Annotated in this window: 25 protein-coding genes; 21 read left to right on the forward strand and 4 right to left on the reverse strand. The window is 65.6% G+C overall.

The window, feature by feature from the left end; all coding sequences use genetic code 11:
* Nucleotides 1-18 precede the first annotated feature (18 nt).
* On the reverse strand, nucleotides 19-1,581 hold the full coding sequence (locus tag B4L36_RS03245; RefSeq protein ID WP_292952283.1) for an acetolactate synthase large subunit: 1,563 nt from the start codon (nucleotides 1,579-1,581) through the stop codon (nucleotides 19-21).
* Nucleotides 1,578-2,606 (reverse strand): histone deacetylase family protein, encoded by a 1,029-nt coding sequence (locus B4L36_RS03250; protein ID WP_292952286.1) that lies wholly within the window; start codon nucleotides 2,604-2,606, stop codon nucleotides 1,578-1,580. Before B4L36_RS03250 ends, B4L36_RS03245 begins: the two co-directional genes overlap by 4 nt.
* 170 nt (nucleotides 2,607-2,776) lie before the next feature.
* Here B4L36_RS03250 and B4L36_RS03255 point away from each other — a divergent pair, with 170 nt between their 5' ends.
* The 21 genes from B4L36_RS03255 to B4L36_RS03355 all read left to right on the forward strand — a co-directional run bounded on the left by B4L36_RS03255 (nucleotide 2,777) and on the right by B4L36_RS03355 (nucleotide 20,233).
* On the forward strand, nucleotides 2,777-3,433 hold the full coding sequence (locus tag B4L36_RS03255; RefSeq protein ID WP_292952289.1) for a GntR family transcriptional regulator: 657 nt from the start codon (nucleotides 2,777-2,779) through the stop codon (nucleotides 3,431-3,433).
* Nucleotides 3,434-3,543: 110 nt separating this feature from the next.
* On the forward strand, nucleotides 3,544-5,124 hold the full coding sequence (locus tag B4L36_RS03260; protein WP_292952292.1) for an ABC transporter substrate-binding protein: 1,581 nt from the start codon (nucleotides 3,544-3,546) through the stop codon (nucleotides 5,122-5,124).
* Between the two features lie 75 nt (nucleotides 5,125-5,199).
* A complete protein-coding gene (locus tag B4L36_RS03265) occupies nucleotides 5,200-6,171 on the forward strand; it encodes an ABC transporter permease (protein ID WP_292952295.1) in 972 nt (323 codons plus the stop codon).
* A complete protein-coding gene (locus tag B4L36_RS03270) occupies nucleotides 6,168-7,007 on the forward strand; it encodes an ABC transporter permease (protein WP_292952298.1) in 840 nt (279 codons plus the stop codon). The genes B4L36_RS03265 and B4L36_RS03270 overlap by 4 nt, the downstream gene beginning before the upstream one ends.
* Nucleotides 7,004-8,632: an ABC transporter ATP-binding protein gene (locus tag B4L36_RS03275; RefSeq protein ID WP_292952301.1), complete on the forward strand. Its 1,629-nt coding sequence runs from the start codon at nucleotides 7,004-7,006 to the stop codon at nucleotides 8,630-8,632. Before B4L36_RS03270 ends, B4L36_RS03275 begins: the two co-directional genes overlap by 4 nt.
* Before the next feature lie 420 nt (nucleotides 8,633-9,052).
* The gene (locus B4L36_RS03280) at nucleotides 9,053-9,232 is read left to right on the forward strand and encodes a hypothetical protein (protein WP_292952304.1); all 180 of its coding nucleotides are present in this window, start codon (nucleotides 9,053-9,055) and stop codon (nucleotides 9,230-9,232) included.
* Between the two features lie 15 nt (nucleotides 9,233-9,247).
* Entirely contained in the window at nucleotides 9,248-11,800 is a 2,553-nt protein-coding gene (locus B4L36_RS03285) for an NAD-dependent epimerase/dehydratase family protein (RefSeq protein ID WP_292952307.1), read from the forward strand.
* A 460-nt stretch (nucleotides 11,801-12,260) separates the two neighbouring features.
* The gene (locus tag B4L36_RS03290; RefSeq protein WP_292952310.1) at nucleotides 12,261-12,605 is read left to right on the forward strand and encodes a hypothetical protein; all 345 of its coding nucleotides are present in this window, start codon (nucleotides 12,261-12,263) and stop codon (nucleotides 12,603-12,605) included.
* Nucleotides 12,606-12,741: 136 nt separating this feature from the next.
* On the forward strand, nucleotides 12,742-13,725 hold the full coding sequence (locus tag B4L36_RS03295; RefSeq protein ID WP_292952313.1) for a WD40/YVTN/BNR-like repeat-containing protein: 984 nt from the start codon (nucleotides 12,742-12,744) through the stop codon (nucleotides 13,723-13,725).
* An 11-nt stretch (nucleotides 13,726-13,736) separates the two neighbouring features.
* On the forward strand, nucleotides 13,737-14,237 hold the full coding sequence (locus B4L36_RS03300) for a DUF411 domain-containing protein (RefSeq protein WP_292952316.1): 501 nt from the start codon (nucleotides 13,737-13,739) through the stop codon (nucleotides 14,235-14,237).
* Nucleotides 14,230-14,373, forward strand: coding sequence for a hypothetical protein (locus tag B4L36_RS03305; protein WP_292952319.1), 144 nt, complete (start codon nucleotides 14,230-14,232; stop codon nucleotides 14,371-14,373). Before B4L36_RS03300 ends, B4L36_RS03305 begins: the two co-directional genes overlap by 8 nt.
* Nucleotides 14,370-14,852 (forward strand): cytochrome c, encoded by a 483-nt coding sequence (locus B4L36_RS03310; protein WP_335662219.1) that lies wholly within the window; start codon nucleotides 14,370-14,372, stop codon nucleotides 14,850-14,852. Before B4L36_RS03305 ends, B4L36_RS03310 begins: the two co-directional genes overlap by 4 nt.
* Nucleotides 14,849-15,427: a DsbE family thiol:disulfide interchange protein gene (locus B4L36_RS03315; protein WP_292952322.1), complete on the forward strand. Its 579-nt coding sequence runs from the start codon at nucleotides 14,849-14,851 to the stop codon at nucleotides 15,425-15,427. Before B4L36_RS03310 ends, B4L36_RS03315 begins: the two co-directional genes overlap by 4 nt.
* A 157-nt stretch (nucleotides 15,428-15,584) precedes the next feature.
* On the forward strand, nucleotides 15,585-15,854 hold the full coding sequence (locus B4L36_RS03320; RefSeq protein WP_292952325.1) for a hypothetical protein: 270 nt from the start codon (nucleotides 15,585-15,587) through the stop codon (nucleotides 15,852-15,854).
* 26 nt (nucleotides 15,855-15,880) lie between these two features.
* Complete coding sequence (locus B4L36_RS03325; RefSeq protein ID WP_292952327.1) at nucleotides 15,881-16,204, forward strand: hypothetical protein; 324 nt, start codon at nucleotides 15,881-15,883, stop codon at nucleotides 16,202-16,204.
* 61 nt (nucleotides 16,205-16,265) lie between these two features.
* Nucleotides 16,266-16,907, forward strand: a complete 642-nt coding sequence (locus B4L36_RS03330; protein WP_292952330.1) for an SCO family protein — start codon at nucleotides 16,266-16,268, stop codon at nucleotides 16,905-16,907.
* A 211-nt stretch (nucleotides 16,908-17,118) separates the two neighbouring features.
* Entirely contained in the window at nucleotides 17,119-17,610 is a 492-nt protein-coding gene (locus B4L36_RS03335) for a hypothetical protein (protein ID WP_292952333.1), read from the forward strand.
* Nucleotides 17,603-18,331 (forward strand): cytochrome c biogenesis CcdA family protein, encoded by a 729-nt coding sequence (locus B4L36_RS03340; protein WP_292952336.1) that lies wholly within the window; start codon nucleotides 17,603-17,605, stop codon nucleotides 18,329-18,331. Before B4L36_RS03335 ends, B4L36_RS03340 begins: the two co-directional genes overlap by 8 nt.
* Nucleotides 18,332-18,542: 211 nt before the next feature.
* On the forward strand, nucleotides 18,543-18,842 hold the full coding sequence (locus tag B4L36_RS03345; protein ID WP_292952444.1) for a zf-TFIIB domain-containing protein: 300 nt from the start codon (nucleotides 18,543-18,545) through the stop codon (nucleotides 18,840-18,842).
* Between the two features lie 7 nt (nucleotides 18,843-18,849).
* Nucleotides 18,850-19,767: a cation diffusion facilitator family transporter gene (locus tag B4L36_RS03350; protein ID WP_292952339.1), complete on the forward strand. Its 918-nt coding sequence runs from the start codon at nucleotides 18,850-18,852 to the stop codon at nucleotides 19,765-19,767.
* 13 nt (nucleotides 19,768-19,780) lie between these two features.
* Entirely contained in the window at nucleotides 19,781-20,233 is a 453-nt protein-coding gene (locus B4L36_RS03355; protein WP_292952342.1) for a hypothetical protein, read from the forward strand.
* 79 nt (nucleotides 20,234-20,312) lie between these two features.
* On the opposite strand, the gene B4L36_RS03360 is transcribed toward B4L36_RS03355, so the two are convergent.
* Both B4L36_RS03360 and B4L36_RS03365 read right to left on the reverse strand, forming a co-directional pair.
* On the reverse strand, nucleotides 20,313-21,350 hold the full coding sequence (locus B4L36_RS03360; protein ID WP_292952345.1) for a cytochrome c oxidase assembly protein: 1,038 nt from the start codon (nucleotides 21,348-21,350) through the stop codon (nucleotides 20,313-20,315).
* A gap of 87 nt (nucleotides 21,351-21,437) precedes the next feature.
* Nucleotides 21,438-22,436 carry a cytochrome c oxidase assembly protein gene (locus B4L36_RS03365; protein ID WP_292952348.1) on the reverse strand — a complete coding sequence of 333 codons (999 nt, stop codon included), beginning with the start codon at nucleotides 22,434-22,436 and terminating at the stop codon, nucleotides 21,438-21,440.
* Between the last annotated feature and the right edge of the window lie 1,044 nt (nucleotides 22,437-23,480).

Here is a 23,480-nt window from a genome sequence, read left to right on the forward strand (position 1 = left end):
CCTTTTCCGGTTGCTGGCTCAGATCATCGCTTCGATCAGGAACGGGCCGGGCTCGGCCATGGCATTGCGCAGGGCCCGCCGGAATTCGCGAATGTCCTCGACCCGTCGGCCCGGCACGCCCATGCCGCGCGCCATGGCCACGAAATCCAGCCCCGGCCGGTCCAGGTTCAGCATCCCGAGCGCGTCGGGACCGGGCTGCGCGCCGACATTGTGCAATTCGCCCTTGAGGATCGCGTAGGCGCGGTTGGCCAGGATCACGGTGGTCACGTTCGCCCCCTCGCGCGCCTGGGTCCACAGCCCTTGCAGGGTGTACATCGCCGAGCCGTCCGCCTGCAATGTCAGCACCGGACGGTCGGGACAGGCGATCGCGGCGCCCGCCGACAGCGGGATGCCGATGCCGATCGAGCCGCCGGTCAGAGCCAGCCAGGAATGGGGCGCGGCGGCAGCGCCGCCGGGAAAGATGTCGCCGCTGCTGGACACGGCCTCGTCGATGACGATGGCACCTTCGGGCAGGGTCTCTGCCAGCACGGCGGCGATGGTGACGGGGGTGATGGCCCCGGCCTGCGGCACCGGCGCCGGCTCGATATCGCGCGCCGTGACGGGCCGGGCGCCGATGCGGTCGGCCAGCGCCGCAATGGCGGCCGGCCCATCGCCGTCGATCCCCGCCAGGGTAAGCGTGTCGCAGGTTTCGGGCAGCAGCAGGCTGGGCTTGCCCGGATAGGCGAAAAAGGCCACGGGCGGGCGGGTTTCCACCAGGATCGCCCGCGAATAGCCCGCAAGGCAGTGCAGCGCCGCGTCGATCGGATAGGGGATCTTGCCGATGGCGAACCGCCCGCGACCGCGTTCCATCCGCCGGTTCGAGGTGGGGGCAAGAACATCGGCCCCGGTCCTTTCGGCGATGCCCTGCAGTCGCGCCAGCGCCGAGACATCCTCCAGCACCGACAACCCCGCGATGATCACCGTTCTTTCGCCGCTTTCCAGCGCGGTCACGGCGGCATCCAGCGCCGTCTCGTCCAGCGGGGCAGGGCCGGCGGTCGCCACCGGGGCCGCCATATTGCCGCCCGCGTCCCAGCCGATATCGGCTGGCGCGATCAGCGTCGCGATGCGGCCGGGCTTGCCCCTGGCCACCGCCAGCCCAGCCATGGCGTCGGCGGCAAAGCTGCCGGCGTCCCGGCCCGTCCGCACCCAGTCGCTGAACGGCGCGCAGGCACCCTCCACATCGGCGGAAAGCGGCGAGTCATATTGCCGATGCCGCAGCGCGTGATCGCCCACCAGGTTCAGCATCGGCACCCGTGCCTTTCGCGCATTGTGCAGATTGGCGGCGGCATTGGCGAAACCCGGCGCCAGATGCAGAAGCGTCACCGCCGGCTTGCCGGCCATCCGGGCATAGCCGTCGGCGGCGGCGCTGACCACGCCCTCGAACAGGCCCAGCACGCATCGCATCAGCCTGGTTCGGTCCAGCGCATCGACGAACTGCATCTCGGAGGTGCCGGGATTGGCGAAACAGACCTCGACGCCATCGGCATGAAGGCTGCGCAGGACGCTTTCGGCGCCGTTCATCGGGGCAGGCCGTTCCGTCATCGTGTCGCCTCGCGGAACGTGGAAAGAAAGGCGCGGGCATTGTCGGCCAGGGACGGGCCAAGATAGCCACCTTCCTGGATCAGCGCGGTGGGCAGGTTCAGCGCCGCCAGACGGCGGGCCATTTCCGCGAAACCGCCCGGATAGACCGCAACCGCAGCCAGCGGATCGTCGGCGGCCATGTCGAAGCCCAGCGAGACCACCAGTGCCTCGGCCCCGAAATCGCGGATCGCGGACAGACCGCGGTCCAGCGCCGCAAGCACCTCGGCCTCGCCCGCGCCGTGTTCCAGCAGGATGTTCAGTGACCGGTTCCTGCCTTCGCCCGCGCCGGTCTCGTCGGGATGGCCAAGATAGAAGGTCGGGAAGGTTCCGGGATCGGGATGCAGCGAACAGAAGAAGATGTCGCCACGCTCGTACAGGATGTCGAGCGAACCATTGCCGGTATGCACATCCACGTCGATCAGCGCGACCTTGCGGAATTTTCGCGTCAGGTGGTTCGCGGCGATGCAGGCATTGTTGAAAAAGCAGAATCCGTTGGCACAATCACGCATGGCGTGGTGACCCGGCGGACGACACAGGGCATAGGCCGCGCGCGCACCCGCGATGATGTCCTCGGCGGTTGCGATGGCGGTCTGGGCTGACCAATAGGCCGCCTCCCATGTGCCTTCGGTCAGCGGTGTCGATGTATCGGTCATCCACCAGCCCAACTGGCCGTGGATGTCACGGGGCTCTCTGCCACGCCTGGCGCCCGGATGGGCGGTGGGGATGGCCAGCGCGTCCGGCCCGGCATCGGCCACGAAGCGGGCATGGGCGTCGGTCAGGAAATCGACGTAATCGGGATTGTGAACCGCCTTGATCGGCCCGGCTCCGTAATCGCGCGGTCCGGTGATGTCGAACCCTTCCCCGATCAGCATGTCGCGCAACAATTCCGCGCGTCGGGGCTGTTCCTGATGCGGCATGGCCGCCCCGCGCCGGAAATAGATTTCGGGCGCATGGCGCAGCTGGCGCGGGTCGAAGAAGGCTTTCATGATCGGTTCCTTCGCGAGAGTTCGTTCCTGTCGTGGTGGCGCGTCCGGCCCGCTTGGCGCGTGCCGGCATCATCGCAGGCATGATTTGCGGATTCAATGAACATGATGCATCATGCACCAAAATCGGCCCATCGGCGGAAAGCCTGCCGGGAATGGGGCTGGGGGAGAGGATGAAGGTAATCAGCAGGGATTCGCTTGGAGACGCCATCTACCAGCGCCTGTGCCGGGATCTGGTGCGCGGCAAGCTGCGACCGAACCAGAGGGTCACGATCCGCGGTCTGGCAGAGGCCCTGGGCACCAGTTCGACCCCGGTGCGCGATGCGGTGCAGCGATTGCTGCGGGACAACGCGCTGGTGCAACGCTCGGGTCGCGATGTGCGGGTTCCGGTGCTGACCATCAGCCAGTATCACGAGATCGCGCTGATCCGGATCGAGTTGGAGGGGCTGGCCGCCGCCCGCGCCGCGGAGCTGGCGCAGGACCGGGATGTGGCCCGGTTGCAGCGGATCGTGGCGCGCAACGAGGAGGCCATTGCCGCCGCGCGGTGGCAGCAGGCCAACCAGCTGAACCAGGAATTCCACTTTGCCCTGGCCGAGATCGCCGACATGCCGATCCTGCTGGATGTCCTGGACCGGCTGTGGTTGCGGATGGGGCCGCTGCTTTCGGAATATTATGCCTGCGCAAAGCAGGATATGGTCAGGCAGCATCACATCGTCATTTCCGCCTGCGGCAATCGTGACCCGGCGACGGCCCGCGAGGCCATGCAGACCGACATCGCAACGGCAAGGGAGGGGATCGTCGCCTATATCAGATCGCTCGAAACGGTCTGACGCTTGTGCCGCCCCGGATCGGGATCGTCGCAAGCAGCGGGCTGGTCGTCATGTTTCAGGCGGCCGAAGCAGAAAATGCCAAGAACCTATAACAACGTCAGGGAGACACCATGTTGAAGCACATCAAGATCACCGCCACCGCCACGGCCGCCGCCGCCATTCTTGCGCTGGCGGGTCCGCTGGCCGCGCAGGACGCAAAGCCGCAGACGGGCGGCACGCTGAATGTCGTCATCCAGCCCGAACCGCCCGGCCTGATGATCGGCCTTCTCCAGAACGGACCGACCCAGATGGTCGCGGGCGACATCTACGAAAGCCTGCTGCGCTATGATTCAGAACTCAAGCCCAGCGGACAGCTGGCCGAATCCTGGGAAATATCGGAAGACGGCAAGACCTACACATTCAAGCTGCGCAAGGGCGTGGTCTTTCATGATGGCGAGCCGTTCACCTCGGCGGACGTGAAATTCTCGATGGACAAGTTCCTGCGCGAAACGCATTCACGGATGCGGACCTATATGGAACATGTCGAAAGCATCGACACGCCCGACGATTATACCGTCGTGTTCAAGCTGAAGCAGCCGTTCGGTCCCTTCCTCGGCATATTCGAGCCGGGCACGGCGCCGGTCATTCCCAAGCACATCTATGAAGGCACCGATTTCGCCAACAATCCGGCGAATGCCAACCCCATCGGCACCGGCCCCTTCAAGTTCGCGGAATGGGTCAAGGGCAGCTATATCCGGCTGGTCAGGAACGAGGATTACTACATGGAGGGCAAGCCCTATGTGGACGAGATCTATTATCAGGTGATCCCGGATGCGGCCTCGCGTGCCGTGGCCTATGAAACCGGCCAGGTGGACGTGCTGCCCGGCGGCGCGATCGAGAATTTCGACGTGCCCCGCATCCGCGAGATGGACAATACCTGCATCACCGACAAGGGCTGGGAATATTTCGGGCCGCTGTCCTGGATCTGGATCAATCTGGACAACAAGCCTCTGGACGATCTGAAGGTCCGCAAGGCGATGATGTATGCGCTGGACCGCGAATTCGCGAGGGACGCCTTGTGGAGCGGTCTGGGCAAGGTCGCCACCGGTCCGCTGTCGTCCTCGACCCGGTTCTATTCCGCCGAGACCCCGGACATTTCCTATGACCCCGAGAAAGCCAGACAGCTTCTGGAGGAATCGAGCTATGACGGCGAGACCATCCGTCTGCTGGGTCTTCCCTATGGCGAGACCTGGCAACGCTGGGCCGAAGCGGTCAAGCAGAACCTGACAGAGATCGGCATGAACGTGGAAATCGTGCCCTCCGACGTGGCCGGATGGAACCAGAAGGTCAGCGATCGCGACTTCGACCTCGCCTTTACCTATCTCTATCAGTATGGCGATCCGGCCCTGGGCGTATCGCGGACCTACATGAGCACCAATGCCGAGCCCGGTTCGCCCTGGAACAACGTGGCCGATTACCAGAACCCGGAGGTCGACAAGCTGTTTGAGGAGGCGGCCCTGATGGCCGACCCCGAAGAACGGCGCGCAGCCTACAAGAAGGTCCAGGACATGATCGTCAGCGACGTTCCGAATCTGTGGCTGCTGGAACTGGGCTTCCCGACGATCTATCGCTGCAACATCAAGAACCCGGTCAACACCGCCCTGGGCGTGAATGACGGATTCCGCGATGTCTGGATCGACAAGGCGCAATAGGGACACCGGTCCCGCCGTCCGGGCCAAGGCGTTGGCCCGGACCGAACGCATCACACGGACGGCAAGGCAGACAGCGTGATAAGGTTCATCCTCGGCAGGCTGGTCAAGGCAGTGTTCATCCTGCTGGCCATCCTGATAGTCAACTTCCTTCTGATCCACGCCGCCCCCGGCGATCCCGCTGCGGTCATGGCCGGCGAGGCGGGCGCGGCGGACGAGAAATTCCTTGCCGATCTGCGGACGCGCTTCGGGCTGGATCAGCCACTTTATGTCCAGCTCTGGACCTATCTGAAGGGGGCGGCACAGCTTGATCTGGGCTTTTCCTATCGGCAGCAGATGCCGGTGGCCGACCTGATCGCCGACCGCCTGCCTGCGACCCTGCTGCTGACCGGCGTCGCCTTCGTGCTGTCGCTGGTGCTGGGGGTGATCGCGGGTGTCGCGGCCTCGGCCCGGCAGGGATCGTGGAGCGACACGATCATTTCCACGCTGGCGCTGCTTTTCTACGCCACGCCCCTGTTCTGGGTGGCGCTGATGGCGGTGCTGGTGTTTTCGGTCTGGCTGGAATGGCTGCCGGGCTTTGGCTATTCGACCATCGGCGCCGGCTATACCGGACTTGCGCATGTGCTGGATGTGGCCAGGCATCTGGTCCTGCCGGCCAGCACGCTGGGGCTGTTCTTCATGGCCATCTACATGCGCATGACCCGCGCCTCCATGCTGGAGGTCAGCCGGCTGGATTTCGTCAAGACCGCCCGTGCCAAGGGACTGAAACACCGGGTGATCCAGCGCCGGCATATCCTTCGCAACGCCCTTTTGCCGGTAATCACGCTGGCCGGGCTTCAGGCGGGACAGATCTTCGGCGGGGCGATCCTGACCGAAACGGTCTTCGCCTGGCCCGGCATCGGCCGGCTGATGTTCGAGGCCATCAACCAGCGCGACTATGCGGTGATCCTGGGCGTGTTCTACATTTCGGGCGCGATGGTGCTGTTGTTCAATCTGATCACCGATGTCGTCTATGTCATCGTTGACCCGCGCATAAAGCTGACAAGATGAAAGAGTTCTGGAAACGCTTCCGCTCCAACCGGGGCGCAGTGATCGGGCTGGTCATCCTGGCCGTGGTGATCGCCACCGCCGTGACCGCGCCCTTCCTGTTTCCCACCAGCCCGTGGAAAATGGTGCAGCGCCCGTTTTTGCCCCCCTTCACGCAGGACGGCCTGCCGCTGGGCACCGACGCCGTGGGGCGCAATGTGCTGGCGGGACTGGCGCATGGCGCCTATGTCAGCCTTCTGGTCGGTCTCGTCTCTACCATCGTGGCGCTGGCCATCGGGGTGCCCGTGGGCGCGCTGGCGGGTTACTTTGTCGGCCGGACCGATGACGTGCTGATGCGCTTTACCGAATTCTTCCAGACCATCCCCAGCTTTGCGCTGGCCATCGTGCTGCTGGCGATCTTTCAGCCCAGCCTGACCTTCGTGATCATCGCCATCGCCATCGTCTCATGGCCGCCGGTGGCACGACTGGTGCGGGGCGAGGTGCTGAGCCTGCGCACGCGCGAATTCGTCGAGGCGGCGACCCTGTCGGGGCTGGGCAACACGCAGATCATCCTGCGCCATATCCTGCCCAACGCGCTGCCGCCGATCATCGTGCTGGCCTCGCTGATGGTGGCGCAGGCCATCCTGCTGGAAAGTTCGCTGTCCTTTCTGGGGCTGGGCGATCCCAACATCATGTCCTGGGGCTACATGATCGGCGCCGCACGCACCGTGATCCGCACCGCCTGGTGGCTGTCCTTTCTGCCCGGCATGGCGATCCTGCTGACCGTGCTGGCGCTGAACCTGATCGGCGAGGGATTGAACGACGCCCTCAATCCGCGTCTGACAAGGAAATCGGAATGAGCCTGCTGAGCATCCGCGACCTCGACATCGCCTTGCCCGAGGGCGCCGACCGCGCCTACGCCGCGAAGGACATCAGCTTCGACCTGGCCGCCGGTGAAATCCTGTGCATCGTGGGCGAAAGCGGCTCGGGCAAGTCCATGTCCGCCAACGCGGTGATGGGGCTGTTGCCGCAGGAGGTCAAGCCGGTGCGCGGCGCCATCACCTTCGACGGCCAAAATATCCTGGCCCTGTCCGAAGCGCAGATGCTGGAACTGCGCGGGCGGCGGATTTCGATGATCTTCCAGGAACCGCTAAGCGCACTGAATCCGCTGATGCGTGTCGGCGCGCAGATCGCCGAGGTCTTCGAGGCGCATGGCCAACTGCGTCCCCAACAGCGGCACAGCCGGGCGCTGACCCTGCTGGAAGAGGTCGGGATCCCCGATCCCGAATCGGCCATCCGCGCCTATCCGTTCCAACTGTCCGGCGGGCAGCGTCAGCGGGTGATGATCGCCATGGCGCTGGCGCTGGAACCCGACATCCTGATCGCCGACGAACCCACGACCGCGCTGGACGTCACCACCCAGGCCCAGATCCTGGACCTGATCGAGGATTTGCGCCGGTCGCGCGGGATGGCGGTGATCTTCATCACCCATGATTTCGGTGTCGTGGCCGACATCGCCGATCGCGTGATCGTCATGCAGACCGGCGAGATCGTCGAAACCGGCGCGGCGGACGAGGTTCTGCTGCGACCCCGGCATCCCTATACTCGGGCCCTGATCGCCGCGATTCCGCGCCTGACCCTGCAGGCCGATGCCCCAGCCGGCGACCGCGTGCCGGTGCTGAGCGTCGAGGGGCTGAACAAGACCTTCGTCACGGGCGGCGGCGGGCTGTTCGGCAAGCCGCGCGTGGTCAGGGCGGTGCGGGATGTCAGTTTCGATCTTCACGCCGGTGAAACCATCGGCATCGTCGGCGAAAGCGGTTCTGGCAAATCCACGGTCGGGCGCTGCCTGACACGCCTGATCGACCCCGATGGCGGCCGCGTGATGATCGGGGGTGCCGATATCGCGCTGATGTCGGGGGCAGAACTGCGCGACAAGCGCCGCCAGCTTCAGATGATCTTCCAGGATCCGTTCTCATCGCTCAATCCGCGCGCGCGGGTATCGCGCATCCTGACCGAAGGGCTGATCGCCTATGGCACGGGCCGGGCGCAGGCGATGGAAAGGGCACGGGAATTGCTGGGTCTGGTCGGGCTGGACCCGTCGGCGATGCATCGTTTCCCGCATGAATTTTCCGGCGGCCAGCGTCAGCGGATCGGCATCGCCCGTGCGCTGGCGCTGGAACCGTCGATCATCATCGCGGACGAGGCGGTCTCGGCGCTGGATGTGTCGATACAGGCGCAGGTTCTGGATCTGCTGGCCGAATTGAAGGCGCGGCTGAACCTGTCGATGCTGTTCATCACCCACGACCTGCGCGTTGCCGCCCGCATCTGCGACCGGATCATCGTCATGCAGAAAGGTGCCATCGTCGAAGTGGGACCGACGGGCAAGGTGCTGCACGACCCCGACACGGCCTATACGCGCAGCCTGCTGGACGCGATTCCGGGCCAGGAATACGAACGCGCGCTGGCGGCGGGTGGCGACTTCTAGACGCGCGGCCGATGGCCTGTTGCACGGGTCAGGGCGCTGATCTTCAACTTGCGCATCCGGCCTCGCCTAGCGGCACTTGGGATTCAAGCTGAAATGGCAGACGTGGGCATCGTTTTTCCTGGCTGGGCCTGCCGCCCGTGACCTTGTTCCCCGGACGGCCTGCGCGCCGGCACGGGGGGCGGGCAGGCGCACGGTCAAGAAGGAAAATGACCTGCGGCGGGGCTTGACCTTCCGGCTGCCAGGACAAAGCCTTTTCAGAAGGCGACGGGCAAGGCGGGGTGATCCTTGGTCCCGGCGATGTCGCGAAACTCCGCCGGTCCGCGAACAGGCTTCACGGGCGGCCGGGGATCGGGCAGATTGAAGGGCAGGCGCAGGGTCGCACCAGGTCGATCCCGATCAAAATCACATCGCTTTCAGCCGTTGAAAGACGGCATCGCGATGATTGGCACGGCCCCAGACGACGAACGGGAAAGGAAGAATGGCGTGATGAACAACGGATTTGGCGGCGGCATGATGTTCGGGATGGGCCTTTTCTGGCTCATCGCATTGGTGGTGGCGGTCCTGGTCGTGGCCGCCTTGATCAAGTACCTGCGGAAATAGGGGGCGGAAGGCCGGATGGATGATCGCGAAAAACCTCTTGTCGTCGTAACCGGATCAAGCGGGTATCTGGGCGGCGCGGTGGTGCGGCGCCTGCACCGGCGCTATCGGGTCGTGGGACTGGACCGGCATTCGCCGCCGCATCCGCCGCATCAGGCCGAATGCATCTGTTTCGACATCACCGACCAGGAAAGCGTTGACAAGGCGCTGTCCCGCCTGCGTCTCGCCTATGGCGACCGCATCGCCGCCTGCGTCCATCTTGCCGCCTATTTCGACCTGACGGGAAAGGAAAGCGGCGCCTATGACGCGGTGACGGTCGATGGGACGAAACGTCTTCTGACCGGCTTGCAGGAATTCGAGCTGGAGCAGTTCGTCTTCGCCTCGACCATGCTGGCCCACGCACCCACCGAACCGGGGCGGCCGATCGCCGAGGATGATCCCTTCGATCCGAAGCTGCCCTATCGCGCCTCCAAGATCCGCACCGAGGCCATGTTGCGCGAACAGCGGGGCCACGAGAAGCTTGTGCTGATGCGCCCCGCGGGCGTCTATGACGACAGCGGCCGTTCGACCTTCCTCGCCCATCAGATCGCCCGCATCCACGAAAAGCGGTTCAGCGGCAAGGTCTATCCCGGCGATCTGGCACGCGGGCAGGCATTCCTGCATCTGGAGGATCTGCTCGACGCGCTGGAGCGGATCGTGGACAGGCGCGCCGATCTGCCGGACATCTTCCCGGTGCTGCTGGGCGAGGAAGATCCCGTCCCCTTCGGCGAGTTGCAGCGTTTGATCGGCCGGGAACTGCATGGCGAGGACTGGATCACCTGGAACGTGCCGCCGCGCCTGGCCAAGGCAGGGGCGTGGATCGAGAACCGGGTCTTCGGCGAGGATGCCTTCATCCGCGCCTGGATGGTGGACATTTCAAGCGATCACTATGAACTGGATCTTTCGGCCGCCAAAAAGCATCTCGGATGGACGCCGCAGCACAGCCTGCGCGACGACATGCCGAAGATCCTTCAGGGGCTGAAGGACGATCCCTATGCCTGGTATCGCGGCAATGGCCTGAATGCCGCCCGCGTCTCGGCGGCAAAGGTCGAGAAAGCCGCCGCCGAGGAGGCGGCGGAATACGCGCCGCCCGCCGCCGAACAGGATACGGCCGAACGCGACCAAGCCGCCCAGATGCGGCAGATGCATTTCTCGATGCTCTGGGTTCACTGGCTGGTGATGGGGCTGGGCCTCTGGCTGGCAACCGCGCCGTCGGTCTTCGGCACGTTCGACCAGACCGAGTTCAGCGCCGCAGTCCAGCGCGTGACCGAGGATCGCGGACTTTTGGACGCTGCCACGCGCAGTTGGCTGACCGCCTGGAACGATGTTTTCACCGGACTGCTCATCATGGTCTTTGCCGGGCTGTCGCTTCGCCCCGGCATGGGCTGGGCGCAATGGGCGAATGCCGCGCTTGGCGTCTGGCTGCTGGCCGCCCCGCTGATCTTCTGGACGCCGGATGCGTCGGTCTATGCCAACGACACCCTGATCGGCGCGCTGGTGATCGCGCTGACCATCCTGATCCCGATGATGCCGGGCATGTCGCGCGAGGGGATGATGGACGATGGCGACATCCCTCCCGGATGGACCTATTGTCCCTCGACCTATGTCCAGCGCCTTCCGATCATCGCACTGGGCGCTGTGGGGTTCATCCTGTCGCGGATCCTCGCGGCCTATCAGCTTGGCCATGTCGATGGCGTCTGGGAGCCGTTCTTCTCCTCGCCCTCGGGCCTGAACGGCACCGAATACATCGTCACCTCGGATGTCTCGAAAGCCTGGCCCATCGCCGATGGCGGACTTGGCGCCATGAGCTACATGTTCGAGATCCTGATGGGCGTCATGGGTAGCCGCCTGCGCTGGCGGACGATGCCGTGGATGGTGGCGCTGTTCGGGATCGTGGTCGGGCCGCTCGGCATCGTGAGCATCTATTTCATCATCATCCAGCCGATCACCATCGGCACCTATTGTACCATCTGCCTGATGGCTGCGCTGGCGATGCTGATCATGATCCCCTTCTCGCTGGACGAGATCGTGGCCATGATCCAGTTCATGGTCTGGAACACCCGGCGCGGCCGCCCCTTCTGGCGTGCCTTCTTCCGCGGCGACGCGCTGCCCGGCAGCAGCAAGGGCGGAGACATGAGCTTCGACGCCGGCGTCCTGGCGGTCTTTCGGCAAGGCGCGCGCGGCGTCATCGTGCCCTGGACCCTCGCGCTCAGCGCCGGGATCGGTATCTTCCTGATGTTCTCTCGCGCGATATTCGGCAACGAGGCGGCGATGGCCAACAGCGATCACCTGATGGGAGCGCTGGTGCTGACCACCGCGGTCATCGCCTGGGCCGAAGTCGCGCGGCCGCTGAGATTTCTCAACATTCTCTTCGGCCTGTGGCTGATCGTCGCACCACTTTTCCTGGAGGGCGGAACCGTCGCGGGCAGCCTTGTCGGAATGATGCTGGGCGGTGCGCTGATCCTGCTGAGCCTGCCGCGCGGGCGCCGCAGCGACGAGCATTACGGAAGCTGGGACAGATTCATCGTCTGACGGCATTGTCGGAAGTGGATTGATCCGGCGCCGGCTGTCGGGCCTCCGCCGAAGGCGGTCGCGCGGCGATCCGGATCGCCGCGCGCCGATGGGTCCCGAGAACCGACCCCGCCGCGACGAGGATATGGCGGGCCTTTCCCGCCAAGGCGGAGCGATCCGCCGAGAAGCGGAAAAACCTTCTTCTGCTCGCTTGACCTTCCCCCTGGTGGAAGGATTAGTTTCGTCTCAGTCGAGAAGGATCGCTGCCATGACCATCGGACCTGTCGCGGATCAGACGGAAGGCTCGTCAGGACCATCCGCCATCGCGATCCCGCGCCTGGCCGTCATGGCTATGACCGGCCGGCCTTTTGTCGCGGTCGGGCCGAGGCCGGGCGGGGCCGGATGGGCTTTGGCGAGTCGATCACCAAATCGCGCATACGCCACACTGGCATTTCCGCCGGCCGGAGGCTAGATACCAGCCATGCAATTGTTCGCCCGCCTGATTCTGGTCGCCCTGCTTGCCGCTTTCGCGGTCGGCACGGTCGCGCAGGCCGCCGGGTCGGCGGGTATCGCCACCGAGATGGCTGCGGTCGATGTGGCAACCTCGGACATGGCGGATTGCGACGCTTGCGGCGATTCCGGCGCTGGCGGCATGGGACTTGCCTGCGAATTCTTCTGCGGGGCGGGCAGTTTTTCGGCCGTCCTGGCGCCGCAAACCGACAGGTTTGCCGAGGCGACGGGCAGTTCGCTCTGGCCCGCGGCAGCCCATGCCCCCAGTGGTGTCATCGGGACGCCCGCCAAGCAGCCTCCAAGAATCCTCGTCTGATCCGACGCCCGGTGCATGACTGCATCGGGGCGCCTTGTCGTGCCGGCCCGTGCGCCTGTTTCGATGCAAGGCCGAACCGTCGCCCGCTGCCCTCTGTCTTCCGGCGACCAACCCGATGATCAGCAAGAGATGAACGATGACTCGATTTCCCCATATGCCGCTTTCGGCCGCCTCACGATCGGCAGCGACAAGCCGGCATTGTTTTTCCGACCCGTCCAGACGCGGATTTCTGACCGCATCGCTGGCGGCAGCCGGCCTTCTTCTTCTGCCGACGTCGCTGCGCGCGGCCGATCCTGCGCGCTCGTCGCTTGCGGCGCTGGCATTCGACGGCGATGTGTTGCTGGCCGCGGGACAAGCCCTGGTTCGCAGCGATGACGGCGGCCAGTCCTGGTCGCCGCTATCCGGCCCCGCGCAGATCCTGACACTTGCGACGCATCCTGAACGACCGGGCCGGATCCTGGCAGGTCTGGCCGCCGACGGCATCGCGCTGTCGGAAGATGGCGGCAGGACATGGACAAGCCGCGCAAGCGGATTGCCCGCGGGCCCGACGGACGCCCTGGCGATCGCGGCCGGCCAGCCCGACATGATCTATGCCGCGATCCGCGGCGACGGGCTGTGGAAAAGCGAGGATGCCGGCGAAAGCTGGAGCCTTGCCATGGATCGTCCCTGGCTGGACGAGGCCGAGCGGGATCTTCTGACGCTCGCCTCGGTCGATCTTGCCACCGGCATGGGCGGGATCTGGATCTATGCCGGAACCGAGAAGGGGCTGACACGACTGCCCGATTGCTTCTGCCGCTGGCAGGATGTCCAGCCAGGCAACGCGATGGATGCCCTGGTTTCCGGCGATGCCCCGCCCTCCGAAGCCCCGCTTCCGGCGGGCCAGCCGATCCGGGCGCTGGTCAGCGCGGCTTCCGCACCCCAGACCCTCTATGCAGCCCTTTCATCAGGCGTCTGGACCTCGCGCGACGCCGGCGTGGTCTGGTCGCGCCTTGCGCCGGGTGACGCAGTCTCGGTGGCGGTTCACCCGACCAATCCCGACTACATCTTTGCCGCCGTGGACGGCGGTCTGAAACAGAGCCGCGACGGCGGCACCACCTGGTCCGCGCTGGCGGCCATCTGAAGGACATCAACATGAAAAACGTTTTTGCATTCGCCCCGATAGCAGCCCTTGCAGTTGCAGGCGGCATCGCCTTTGCCTTGCCGTCCTTCGCGCAGGAAACGGGTTCGGCGGCCAGCGCCGGCGCGCCGGCGGAACCGGCCGCGCAGAGCAAGCAGCTGACCATGTGGCGCAGTCCCGGCTGCGGATGTTGCGACGCCTGGGGCGCCTATATGGAAAAGGCCGGATACACGGTCGAGATCATCGACGACCGCAACTTCGACAAGACGTCGGTTTCGGTGGGCGTGCCGCAGCAGGGGCTCGGCTGCCATCTGGCGAAGGTCGGCGGCTATTTCATCGGCGGTCTGGTGCCGGCCGAGGTGGTCGACCGTCTGCTGGAGGAAAAGCCCGAGATCACCGGTATCACCCTGCCCGGAATGCCCCCCAACGCCCCCGGCATGGCGAAGCAGAAGTCCGGCACGCTGAGGGTCTATTCCTTCGGGCCCGAGGGCGTGGCAGTCTATTCCGATGAGTGAATGCATGGGCGGAATGATGAGCGGCCCGATGATGGGAACGATGATGGCGGGCGGCGTCCTGCTGCTGCTGCTCGTGCTTGCGATACTGGTGCTGACGGTCGCGGCGCTGGTAAAATATCTGCGGAGCCCGGCATGAAAGGCAGGGCGCTGACCTTCACCTGCGCCATCGCGGCGGGTCTTGCGACGACCATGCAGTTCGCGGCCGCGCAGCCACCTGCCGCGCCGGAAGCGATCACGTTCCTGGGTGAACCCGTCAGTGCCGACCGGATCGCGCAGGGGCAGGAGATCTATGCCAATACCTGCGCGTCCTGCCATGGCGCAAATCTGGAAGGTCAGCCGAACTGGAAGCGGCGGCTGCCTGACGGCCGGATGCCGGCGCCTCCGCATGACCAGACCGGGCACAGCTGGCAACACCCCGACCGGCAACTCTTCGACTTTACGAAGCTGGGCATCGGCGGTGTCGTGGCAGGCTATGAAAGCGACATGCCGGCTTTCGGGGACGTGCTGACCGACGCCGAGATCACGGCCGTGCTGGCCTATATCAAGAGCACATGGCCGGATCTTCAGCGTGACATGCAGGCCAAACTCACCGCGAAAGACGAGGAGGGATCATGAGCCCGGATCTTGAACAGGAACCCCGGCGGCGGGGCGGGCGGCTGGTCCTGCTTCTGCCGCTGGCGGTCTTCGGCCTGGTCGGCGCGGCCTTCTTCTGGGGGCTTTTGAACAACAACAGCCCGTTGCCATCACCGCTGATCGGAAAACCCGTGCCCGAATTCACGCTGCCGCCGATCGAGGGGCGCGATGACGGCCTGTCCTCGGCTGATCTGCGTGGACAGGTCTCGCTTGTGAACGTCTGGGCATCCTGGTGTGTGCCCTGCCGGGCCGAGAATCCGCTGATGGTCGAGCTTTCCAAGACGGGCGAAGTCCCGATCTACGGGATCAACTACAAGGACAAGGCCGGCGAGGCGCTGGCCTTTCTCGACGAACTGGGCGATCCCTTCACCCGCATCGGAGCAGACCTGTCCGGGCGCGTGGCCATCGACTGGGGTGTCTACGGCATTCCGGAAACCTTCGTGATCGATGCCGCCGGACGTGTTGCCTACAAGCATGTCGGCCCGTTCAATCGGCAAATTCTGGAAGAAGACATTCTGCCGGTGGTGCGAAAGCTGCAACGCGAGGCCGGGCAATGATGTCGCGACCTTTCCTGTCCGGTGCAGGCGCGCCGCTGCGTGACGACCTGCGATGGATGCCTTCGCCCCGGCGGTCGGGATCATCGCGCGCGAGCCACCCCGGTGCCACGCCGCCGAGAGCCTTCAGACAACATCATTTTCGAGGAGAAACCGATCCATGTCCGAAACATCCACCCCACAGACCCGCCCCGCCCGGTTCAGGCTGCCGCTTGATCGCCGGGGCCTGGTGGTCGCTGCCATGGTCCTTGTCGGGGCCGGCCTCTGGCTGAACTGGGGCTGGGTCGCGGCGATCGGGGCCGCACCGCTGATCCTGGCGCTGGCCCCCTGTGCCGCCATGTGCGGCCTCGGATATTGCGCCACATGCAAAAGCAAGGGCGGTGACGCAGACAAGACCCCGGCCGACGCGCCGGGTGCAACGAGGGACTGAGACGAAACCCAACCAAGGAGACGACCATGAAGACGAATACCCGATTTGGCCTTGCCGCCGCGCTTGCGGCGATGATCGCAGCGCCGACGGCCTTTGCGCAGGATACCGCAGCCCCCGGAGATATGAAGCCGGGTGAATCCATGAATGGCGAGATGACCGGCGGCGACATGTCCGGCATGCAGGGTATGGAAGGCATGCAGGGAATGCAGGGGATGGAAGGCATGCAGGGGATGATGCCGATGATGCAGATGATGCAGCAGATGGGCCCGATGATGGCGGCCTGCACCGAGATGATGCAGACCATGACCGAGCAGATGAAATCCTCGGCGTCAGGCCAGAAGGAAGGTTGACCTCGATACCGCGCGGGCCCGAAGCCGGGCCCGCGCGGAACCTTCCTTCAATGAGATGACCATGACATCCACGACCCGTAACCTGCGCCATGTTCGGCTGGCGACCCTGGCTGCTGCGGCCGCGCTTCTGCTTTTGACAGGCGGCGCGCTGATCCTGCGCGCCTACACCCCGTCGCCGCCATCCCTGGCAACGACCGTCGGAGAGGCGGACGTTCGCTCTGAATTCTCGCTGATCGACCAGACCGGCACCGCCGTGACCGAGGCCGATTTCGCCGGCCGCTGGCAGCTTGTGTTCTTCGGCTTCACCAATTGTCCCGATATCTGTCCGACGACCCTGGCCTATATGGCAAGCGTGCTCGATCTTCTCGGACCCAGGGCCGAACAGGTTGCGCCGCTTTTCATCACCGTCGATCCGGCCCGCGACACCGTGCCCGTGATGGCGGAGTATGTCTCGAATTTCCATCCTCGCCTCGTCGGTCTGACAGGCAGCGACGCGCAGGTGGCAGACGCCGCGCAGAGTTTCCGGACCTGGTACACGCGGGTCGAAGAAAAAACGGCGCCCGATGGCTATCTGATGGCCCATGCCGGCTACATCTATCTGATGCGGCCCGACGGGCGTTTCGAGACCGTCGTCCAGGAGCGAGACCAGCCGCCCGAGGAACTGGCCCGTCGGATGTCGACCCTGATCGACGAAAGCATCTGATGCCGCCGTTGCCGCAACAATGGCCGGTCGCGGAGGCGACGCGGAGCCCGTCGCAGCTTGAAGGTCGGGACGCGCCGCGCACCGTGCCCGCGGGTCACGTGATTGCGCGCGGCGGACGCCCTTTCGGCGCAAGCCGTCGCGACAACGACCTGACCGTCGCGCCGCCACCCGGGCCGCCGCGGCACGACAACATTGTCCGACTGGTTCGATGATGACGACGATCTGTCCGACGGGAAGGCCCGACTGGCGGGTGGCGCTGCGGCGCTATCTTCTTTTTCTGGCCGCCGCGAACCTTCTGTGGGAATTCGCGCATCTGCCGCTTTATACCATCTGGCTGACCGCAAAGCCCCCGGAACTGGTCTTTGCGGTGCTGCATTGCACCGGCGGCGACGTGCTGATCGCGCTCAGCGCGATCGTGCTGGCGCTTTTGCTGTTTGGCAGTTCGGAATGGCCAAGGCTGGGTGCCGGACGCGTTCTTCTTGCCGTTCTGGCCTTCGGGATCGGCTACACCATCTTCAGCGAATGGCTGAACATCGTGGTCCGGCAGGCCTGGGCCTATCGCGACCTGATGCCGGTCATTCCGGTAATCGATACCGGTCTCAGTCCGTTCATGCAGTGGCTGGTCGTGCCGCTGGCCGCCTATTCCTACGCCACCGGCTGGCGACCATGGCGCCGCAAGAAAAGAGAGTCCGTACATGCCTGACCTTTCCCTGATCGGCCTGACCATCGTGCTGCTGGCGGGCGTGATTTCCTTTGCCTCGCCCTGCGTGTTGCCGTTGGTGCCGGGCTATGTCTCCTACATTGCCGGACGAACCGTCGGCGGCGCGGCGCGGCCCAGCCGTGGTCAATCCATCTGGCTCAGTCTGTTTTTCGTGCTGGGCTTCTCGACGATCTTCATGATCCTTGGCGCCTCGGCCACGGCTTTGGGCCAGTCGCTTCTGCGCTGGCGCTACGAGTTGAACATCATTGGCGGCGGCATCGTCGTCCTGTTCGGATTGTTCATGCTGGGCGCAGCGCGGATCCAGACGATGCAGCGGGATTTTCGCTTTCAGCTTGATCTGCCGGGCGGGCAGCCGGTGGCGTCCTATGTGCTCGGGCTTGCCTTCGGCTTCGGCTGGACCCCTTGCATCGGCCCGATCCTGGGCGCGATCCTGACCGCCAGCGCCGCCAGTGCCACGGTCGGGCAGGGGGTGGCGCTGCTGGGCGTGTATTCCATCGGGCTGGGCGTGCCGTTCCTGATCGTGGCCGCCTTCACAGACGGCCTTGCCGGCCGCCTGCGCGGCGCCCGCCGGCTTGGGCGCCGCCTGCATCAAATCGCGGGCGTGGTGATGATCGTGATGGGCGTTGCGATGATGACCGGCCAGCTGAGCGCGCTGTCCTACTGGATGCTGGATGCGTTTCCCGTGTTGGGCAGGATCGGCTGAGGCCGCGGAACCGGTATCACCGCGAAGCTCCGGCCTCGGGACGCGTCAGGAAATTTCTGCCGCGGCCCTTGAACCTCAAGCTACTGGAGATCCCATCTTGGGGAGACGAAAAGCGAAGGGGCGGCCGTGCCCCTGATCGGAACAGGAGGATCGACGGATGGTGGCTGACGTGAATGATGCCGGGCGCGGCCCGCAAGGGGGAGGCGGCAAGATGCGCTGCCCGGTCTGTGACGTGCCGCTGAGCATGGCCGACAGGCAGGGTGTCGAGATCGATTTCTGCCCCGATTGCCGGGGCGTCTGGCTGGACCGGGGCGAACTCGACAAGATCATCGAGCGCAGTGCGGCGGACGTGGCGCCACAGCGCGCGCCCGAACCGGCCGAACCGCGCGGCTATGCGGAAGAACGCGGCTATGGCGGCGGCTATGGCAAGCACGGTGGCGGGCACCATGGCAGCGGCTATGGCAAGCATGGCCGCCGCCGCAAATCCTGGCTCAGCGAAATCTTCGACTGAGACCGGCATGGGAGCGGGACATGATCACGGTGGCGGACAGGGCGGCGGAACCTCTGCCAGCCGCCACAAGGGCAGCCTTCGCTGGGCGCTGGCGCTGACCGGAACATTCCTCGTCGTCGAGGTGGTGGGCGGGCTGTGGACCGGCAGCCTGGCACTTCTGGCGGATGCCGCGCATATGGCGACCGACGTGGGCGGGCTGTTCATGGCCCTGGTCGCGGTGCGTTTTGCCGAACGGCCGGCGACGCCGCGGATGACCTTCGGCTATGTCCGCACCGAGGTGCTGTCGGCGCTGGTCAACGCCGTGGTGCTGCTGATCGTCACCGTTTTCGTGCTGCGCGAGGCCTGGGCGCGGCTTTTCGCGCCGCCCGAAATCCTCGGCGGCCCGATGCTGGCGGTGGCTGTGGCGGGGCTGATCGTCAACCTGATCTCGATGAAGATGCTTCATGCCGGGTCGCAGGAAAGCCTGAACCTCAAGGGCGCCTATTTCGAGGTGCTGGCCGACATGCTGGGTTCGGTCGGGGTGATCCTGGCCGCGCTGGTTGTGATGCTGACCGGCTGGACCATCGCCGATCCGATCATCGGCGCCGCCATCGGGCTGTTCATCGTGCCGCGCACCTGGATCTTGCTGAAAGGCGCGCTCAACATCCTGATGGAGGGAACGCCCGCCCATGTCGATACCGAGTTGCTGCGCCGGCGGCTGGCGGAAATTCCGGCCGTGACCGGGGTGCACGACCTGCATGTCTGGACCCTGACCTCGGGCCTCGACGCGATGAGTTGTCATCTGGTCGTGGACGACCCGGCCCGCGGCAGCGATGTGCTTGCCGCGGCCCGCAAGGCGATGAAAGAGGACTTCGCCATCACCCACACCACGATCCAGGTCGAGGACGCCGAGGCGGCCGAGACCGAGGATCCGAGCCATATGTGAGGACAGAGGCAGCATGGGAAACCATCTCTTTCGATCCGGGAAACACGGGCGCCGCGGGGACCGATATCGCGATGCCGGCAGGGGCGGCCACGGCGACGACCGCAGCGGCTTCGGCGACATCGCCCCGGCGCGCGGCCCGCGCATCGCTGGCGCGGTCCTTCTGGGCGGGCTGATCGTCTGGAGCCTTCTCGCGCTTGGCCTCTGGGCGCTGGTCGATCCGGTCCTGGCCTGGGCCGCGGGCATGACCGGCTCCGCCACCGATCTTGGCGTCGGTTTCGCGCGCTGGTTCGGCCTTGGCCGCGAGGCTTCGGCGTTGCGCGACGCGGCGAATGTCGATGGGCTGGTCGGCTGGGCGATAGGCCCGGTCCATGTCCTGGCCAAGGCTGGCCTGATCCTCATCTGGCTCGCCGGGGCGGCCGCGCTGGTCGTGCTGCCGGCGATCCTGCGTCGCCGATCCCGCTGGTGACATGCACTGAACGACGCTGATCCCCGCCGCCGATTGCGGCCCCGCGCGCGCGCCCGTCCGGCGTTTTTCGACCAGGCTGTCAGCCGACCGACAGGATGAAGATACCCGTGCCGAGGATCAGTCCGAATATCGTCAGCACCCCGAGGCCCAGAAGCAGACCCAGACGGTTGTTTGCCGCCGTCGCCGCGCGGGCCGGTCTTCTTCCATAGTCGCCGCCGGACGAAACCGGACCCCGGACCGGTCCGGCCATGTCCCGACCTCGCCGCAGCCGCTTTCCCTCCGTCCGGTTCCAGTCGAAGACGACAACCAGTATGGCGATCACCAGCATCATGCTGCCCGGCACCCAGAGGATAAAGCCGCCGGCGGTCTCGTCGGTCAAGGGCGCGATGCCGAAAAGCCGCCCCTCGATGTCGTAGGCGGTGTAGAGGATGCTGGTCTTGAAAACCGTGATCGCGCCGAGAAGAATGTTCGACACGATCGCCGCGAACAGCAGCACGACACGCAGAAAGTGCGACGGGTCAGAGGGCAGGTCGCGCCGGTCGAAGATCATCGCGAAGAACACCAGCCCGCCCGCCAGCATCGTCAGATGCATCGTCCAGTGGATCGCCGGATCAAGCAGGGCGGCGTTGTGGATCGGCGGAATCTGCCAGAAATAGAGCGATAGAAGAAAGATCACGAATGCCGTGACCGGGCCGGTCAGACGGCGGTAAAGTCCCGAGACCGCGCCGTCGGTCATCAGCGGCGCTACCAGCCACTTGCGCAGGAATTCCGGCAGGCCCGCGATCAGCAGGCCCTGAGGACGCGACAGAACGACCAGCATCGGCCCCACCATCCGAAGCAAAAGATGCTGGATCTGATGGGCGAGAAACAACCGTTCGCCCATCGGATCGACCGGCGATTGCAGCGACAGGAACAGCGCCAGGATTCCACCCCCGAAAAGGACATGCCGCAGGGCCGGGACCGGTCCTGTAACGGAACGGCGGCGCCACGCGCCGCGCAGGTAGACCGCCAGGATCAGCAGGATCGGACCGCTGATTTCGGGGGTGAGGTTCCAGGCCGTCCAGGCTTCGGCGGCCGAAAGGCCTTCGCCGCCATGAGCCAGCGCGACGGAAGGCATGGTCAGGGCCGCAACAGGCAGCAAGACGCGGGGCCGGATCGGACGAAGCCGGGCGGTTCGGGGTGCAGGGATCGGCATCTTGGTCTCTTAGAAGGCGTAGATGATTGTCGCGCCGGTAATGATCACGGTGGCGAACATCGCGACCGAAATCAGCGCCAGCGTGCGACCCATGCGGCGGTTTGACTCGGCCACCTTCAGTCGCAACTCATACGCGGTTTCGGGAAATTCGAGCGCGGCCGAGTTCGATCCGCTCCAGTTGTGCCGCGCGTTCCAGCGTCGGACCTCGGTCCGGTTCCAGCCGTTGAAGGCCAGGATGATGGCCGCCAGGATGACGAAGGACGAGGGAACCCAGATCGTGTAACCCCCGGTCGCCTCGTCGGCCATTGGCGCGAAATCCCACAGCCGTCCGGCGGCGTCATATGCGGGATAGAGCACCATCTCCTTCATCGTGGTGAGCGAGCCGAGCAGGATGTTCGAGACGATGACACCGACCAGCGCCAGAAGCCGCTTTCCGTGGGGTGCGCCCTCGGGCGGGCTGCGCCGGTCGAGCGTGACGGCAAAGAAGTTCAGACCCGCCAGCGTCATGCCGAGATGCGCCACAAGCGCCAGCGGCGGCATGGCGACCGCCGCGTTGTGCAGCACCGGCACCTGCCAGACATAGAGCGACGCGACCAGCAGGACGAAGCTTGTGCCGACGCGGGACAGGGCTCGCGCTGCGCTCTGTGCCGCGGGATGGTCTTTGCGCCGCCCGAGCCAGCGGCGAACCGGCCGGGGCAGACCCGCCCGCAGGACCGGCCAGGGATAGGCCAGGATGAACAGCAACGGCCCCAGCAGCCGGATGACCAGATGCTGAACCTGATGCGCCAGGAAAAGGCTTTGCCCCGCGCCCGCCAGCGGCCCTTCGAAGGCCAGGGCCAACAGCAGCATTCCGGCCGCGAACAGGCCGTGCCGGACCGGTCCGACCTGTTCGCCGACGATGCGGGGCCGGCCCATGCCGCGCAGATAGAGCCACGCGACGCCGCCAAGAACGGCAAGCGCGACCGGAGACAGGCTCGGTCCTAGCGGGTCGAGGATCGCGACGTTCATGCGGTGACCCGGTCCGGGCCGACCGCACCGGCGACGGATCGCCGAAAACCGCCAGCCGTCAGCGGCCGGGGGATTCGATGCGTGTCCCTGTCTCTGGGGTCCGACCGTCGGCGGCTTGCAGTTTCAAAGATCATTGCGCACGCGCGACCCGGATTGCAGGGATGGGAGGCACGGACCCGTGGGCTGCGGTCGAGCCCCGCCAGAACCATGCCGCCAGCATCGCGCCTTATGCATCAGTGGGCTCCAGCCGCCACAGCATCCGCAGGACGCTTGCGTCCGTATCTCGATGACCAGGCGCCTCATGGGCAAGGGCCCGGTTCGCTGTCCTGATCAGCAGGCCGCCCGCCGCAAATGCTTTTCATGCCCTGTCCCTTTTGCCTCTACGGAGGGATGGAAACCTCATTCGAGGGTCTGCCTACAACCTAAACCGGCTACAGGTTCAAGCAGAGAATGACCCGCGCGGCAATGTCGCGCCGCAATGTCGCACATGCTCCTGGAGGGGTCGCGCAGGCGGCGCTGCGGCGACCGGGTCGGAGAAAACAGCATCCGTTCTTCAGGCCGCCGGACGCAGCCGAGGTCATGCGGCCCGGCGGGCCCACGCACGGATCATGCCGCCAAAGCCGTGCCTTGCGCCTGGGGCCCTCGGTCATCTGCGTGCCGATGGCGTCGAAGAAGCCAGCGAACTGCACCCGTTTGAACGGCCGATATCCGTTGCGGTTCATCAAGCAGACGGGCAAGGGGCCTTGCCCAGATCGGACAGGTCAGGTCTGCAATGGCCCGGTCGGTACGCCCGCCATCCCGCCTGGACGTTTCGCAGCCGCGGCGATGCGGTTCTGACCGGACATTCGTTGCCAGGCCAGCCCCCCAGCGGACCTGCTGCCGCCCCCCCCCACGCAGGCCGAGCCCCGACTGGCGTGCGTCCTGCCCGAGATGACGCTCGCGGACCTGCCGGTGTTCGTTCTCACGCACGAAAAATTCCGTGCCCTGTCTCGGATTCGCGCGGTCTTCGATGCGCTGGTCCAGAGAGCGGAAGACGTGACCGTG

Source organism: Paracoccus sp. UBA889, assembly GCA_002294185.1.
Lineage (GTDB): Bacteria > Pseudomonadota > Alphaproteobacteria > Rhodobacterales > Rhodobacteraceae > Paracoccus.

Coding starts and splice junctions, on each gene's coding strand:
- B4L36_RS03245 (WP_292952283.1), bottom strand. CDS start 1,581: ATGACGGAACGGCCTGCCCCGATGAACGGCGCCGAAAGCGTCCTGCGC.
- B4L36_RS03250 (WP_292952286.1), bottom strand. CDS start 2,606: ATGAAAGCCTTCTTCGACCCGCGCCAGCTGCGCCATGCGCCCGAAATC.
- B4L36_RS03255 (WP_292952289.1), top strand. CDS start 2,777: ATGAAGGTAATCAGCAGGGATTCGCTTGGAGACGCCATCTACCAGCGC.
- B4L36_RS03260 (WP_292952292.1), top strand. CDS start 3,544: ATGTTGAAGCACATCAAGATCACCGCCACCGCCACGGCCGCCGCCGCC.
- B4L36_RS03270 (WP_292952298.1), top strand. CDS start 6,168: ATGAAAGAGTTCTGGAAACGCTTCCGCTCCAACCGGGGCGCAGTGATC.
- B4L36_RS03275 (WP_292952301.1), top strand. CDS start 7,004: ATGAGCCTGCTGAGCATCCGCGACCTCGACATCGCCTTGCCCGAGGGC.
- B4L36_RS03285 (WP_292952307.1), top strand. CDS start 9,248: ATGGATGATCGCGAAAAACCTCTTGTCGTCGTAACCGGATCAAGCGGG.
- B4L36_RS03290 (WP_292952310.1), top strand. CDS start 12,261: ATGCAATTGTTCGCCCGCCTGATTCTGGTCGCCCTGCTTGCCGCTTTC.
- B4L36_RS03295 (WP_292952313.1), top strand. CDS start 12,742: ATGACTCGATTTCCCCATATGCCGCTTTCGGCCGCCTCACGATCGGCA.
- B4L36_RS03300 (WP_292952316.1), top strand. CDS start 13,737: ATGAAAAACGTTTTTGCATTCGCCCCGATAGCAGCCCTTGCAGTTGCA.
- B4L36_RS03305 (WP_292952319.1), top strand. CDS start 14,230: ATGAGTGAATGCATGGGCGGAATGATGAGCGGCCCGATGATGGGAACG.
- B4L36_RS03310 (WP_335662219.1), top strand. CDS start 14,370: ATGAAAGGCAGGGCGCTGACCTTCACCTGCGCCATCGCGGCGGGTCTT.
- B4L36_RS03315 (WP_292952322.1), top strand. CDS start 14,849: ATGAGCCCGGATCTTGAACAGGAACCCCGGCGGCGGGGCGGGCGGCTG.
- B4L36_RS03320 (WP_292952325.1), top strand. CDS start 15,585: ATGTCCGAAACATCCACCCCACAGACCCGCCCCGCCCGGTTCAGGCTG.
- B4L36_RS03325 (WP_292952327.1), top strand. CDS start 15,881: ATGAAGACGAATACCCGATTTGGCCTTGCCGCCGCGCTTGCGGCGATG.
- B4L36_RS03330 (WP_292952330.1), top strand. CDS start 16,266: ATGACATCCACGACCCGTAACCTGCGCCATGTTCGGCTGGCGACCCTG.
- B4L36_RS03335 (WP_292952333.1), top strand. CDS start 17,119: ATGACGACGATCTGTCCGACGGGAAGGCCCGACTGGCGGGTGGCGCTG.
- B4L36_RS03340 (WP_292952336.1), top strand. CDS start 17,603: ATGCCTGACCTTTCCCTGATCGGCCTGACCATCGTGCTGCTGGCGGGC.
- B4L36_RS03345 (WP_292952444.1), top strand. CDS start 18,543: ATGCGCTGCCCGGTCTGTGACGTGCCGCTGAGCATGGCCGACAGGCAG.
- B4L36_RS03350 (WP_292952339.1), top strand. CDS start 18,850: ATGGGAGCGGGACATGATCACGGTGGCGGACAGGGCGGCGGAACCTCT.
- B4L36_RS03355 (WP_292952342.1), top strand. CDS start 19,781: ATGGGAAACCATCTCTTTCGATCCGGGAAACACGGGCGCCGCGGGGAC.
- B4L36_RS03360 (WP_292952345.1), bottom strand. CDS start 21,350: ATGCCTTCCGTCGCGCTGGCTCATGGCGGCGAAGGCCTTTCGGCCGCC.
- B4L36_RS03365 (WP_292952348.1), bottom strand. CDS start 22,436: ATGAACGTCGCGATCCTCGACCCGCTAGGACCGAGCCTGTCTCCGGTC.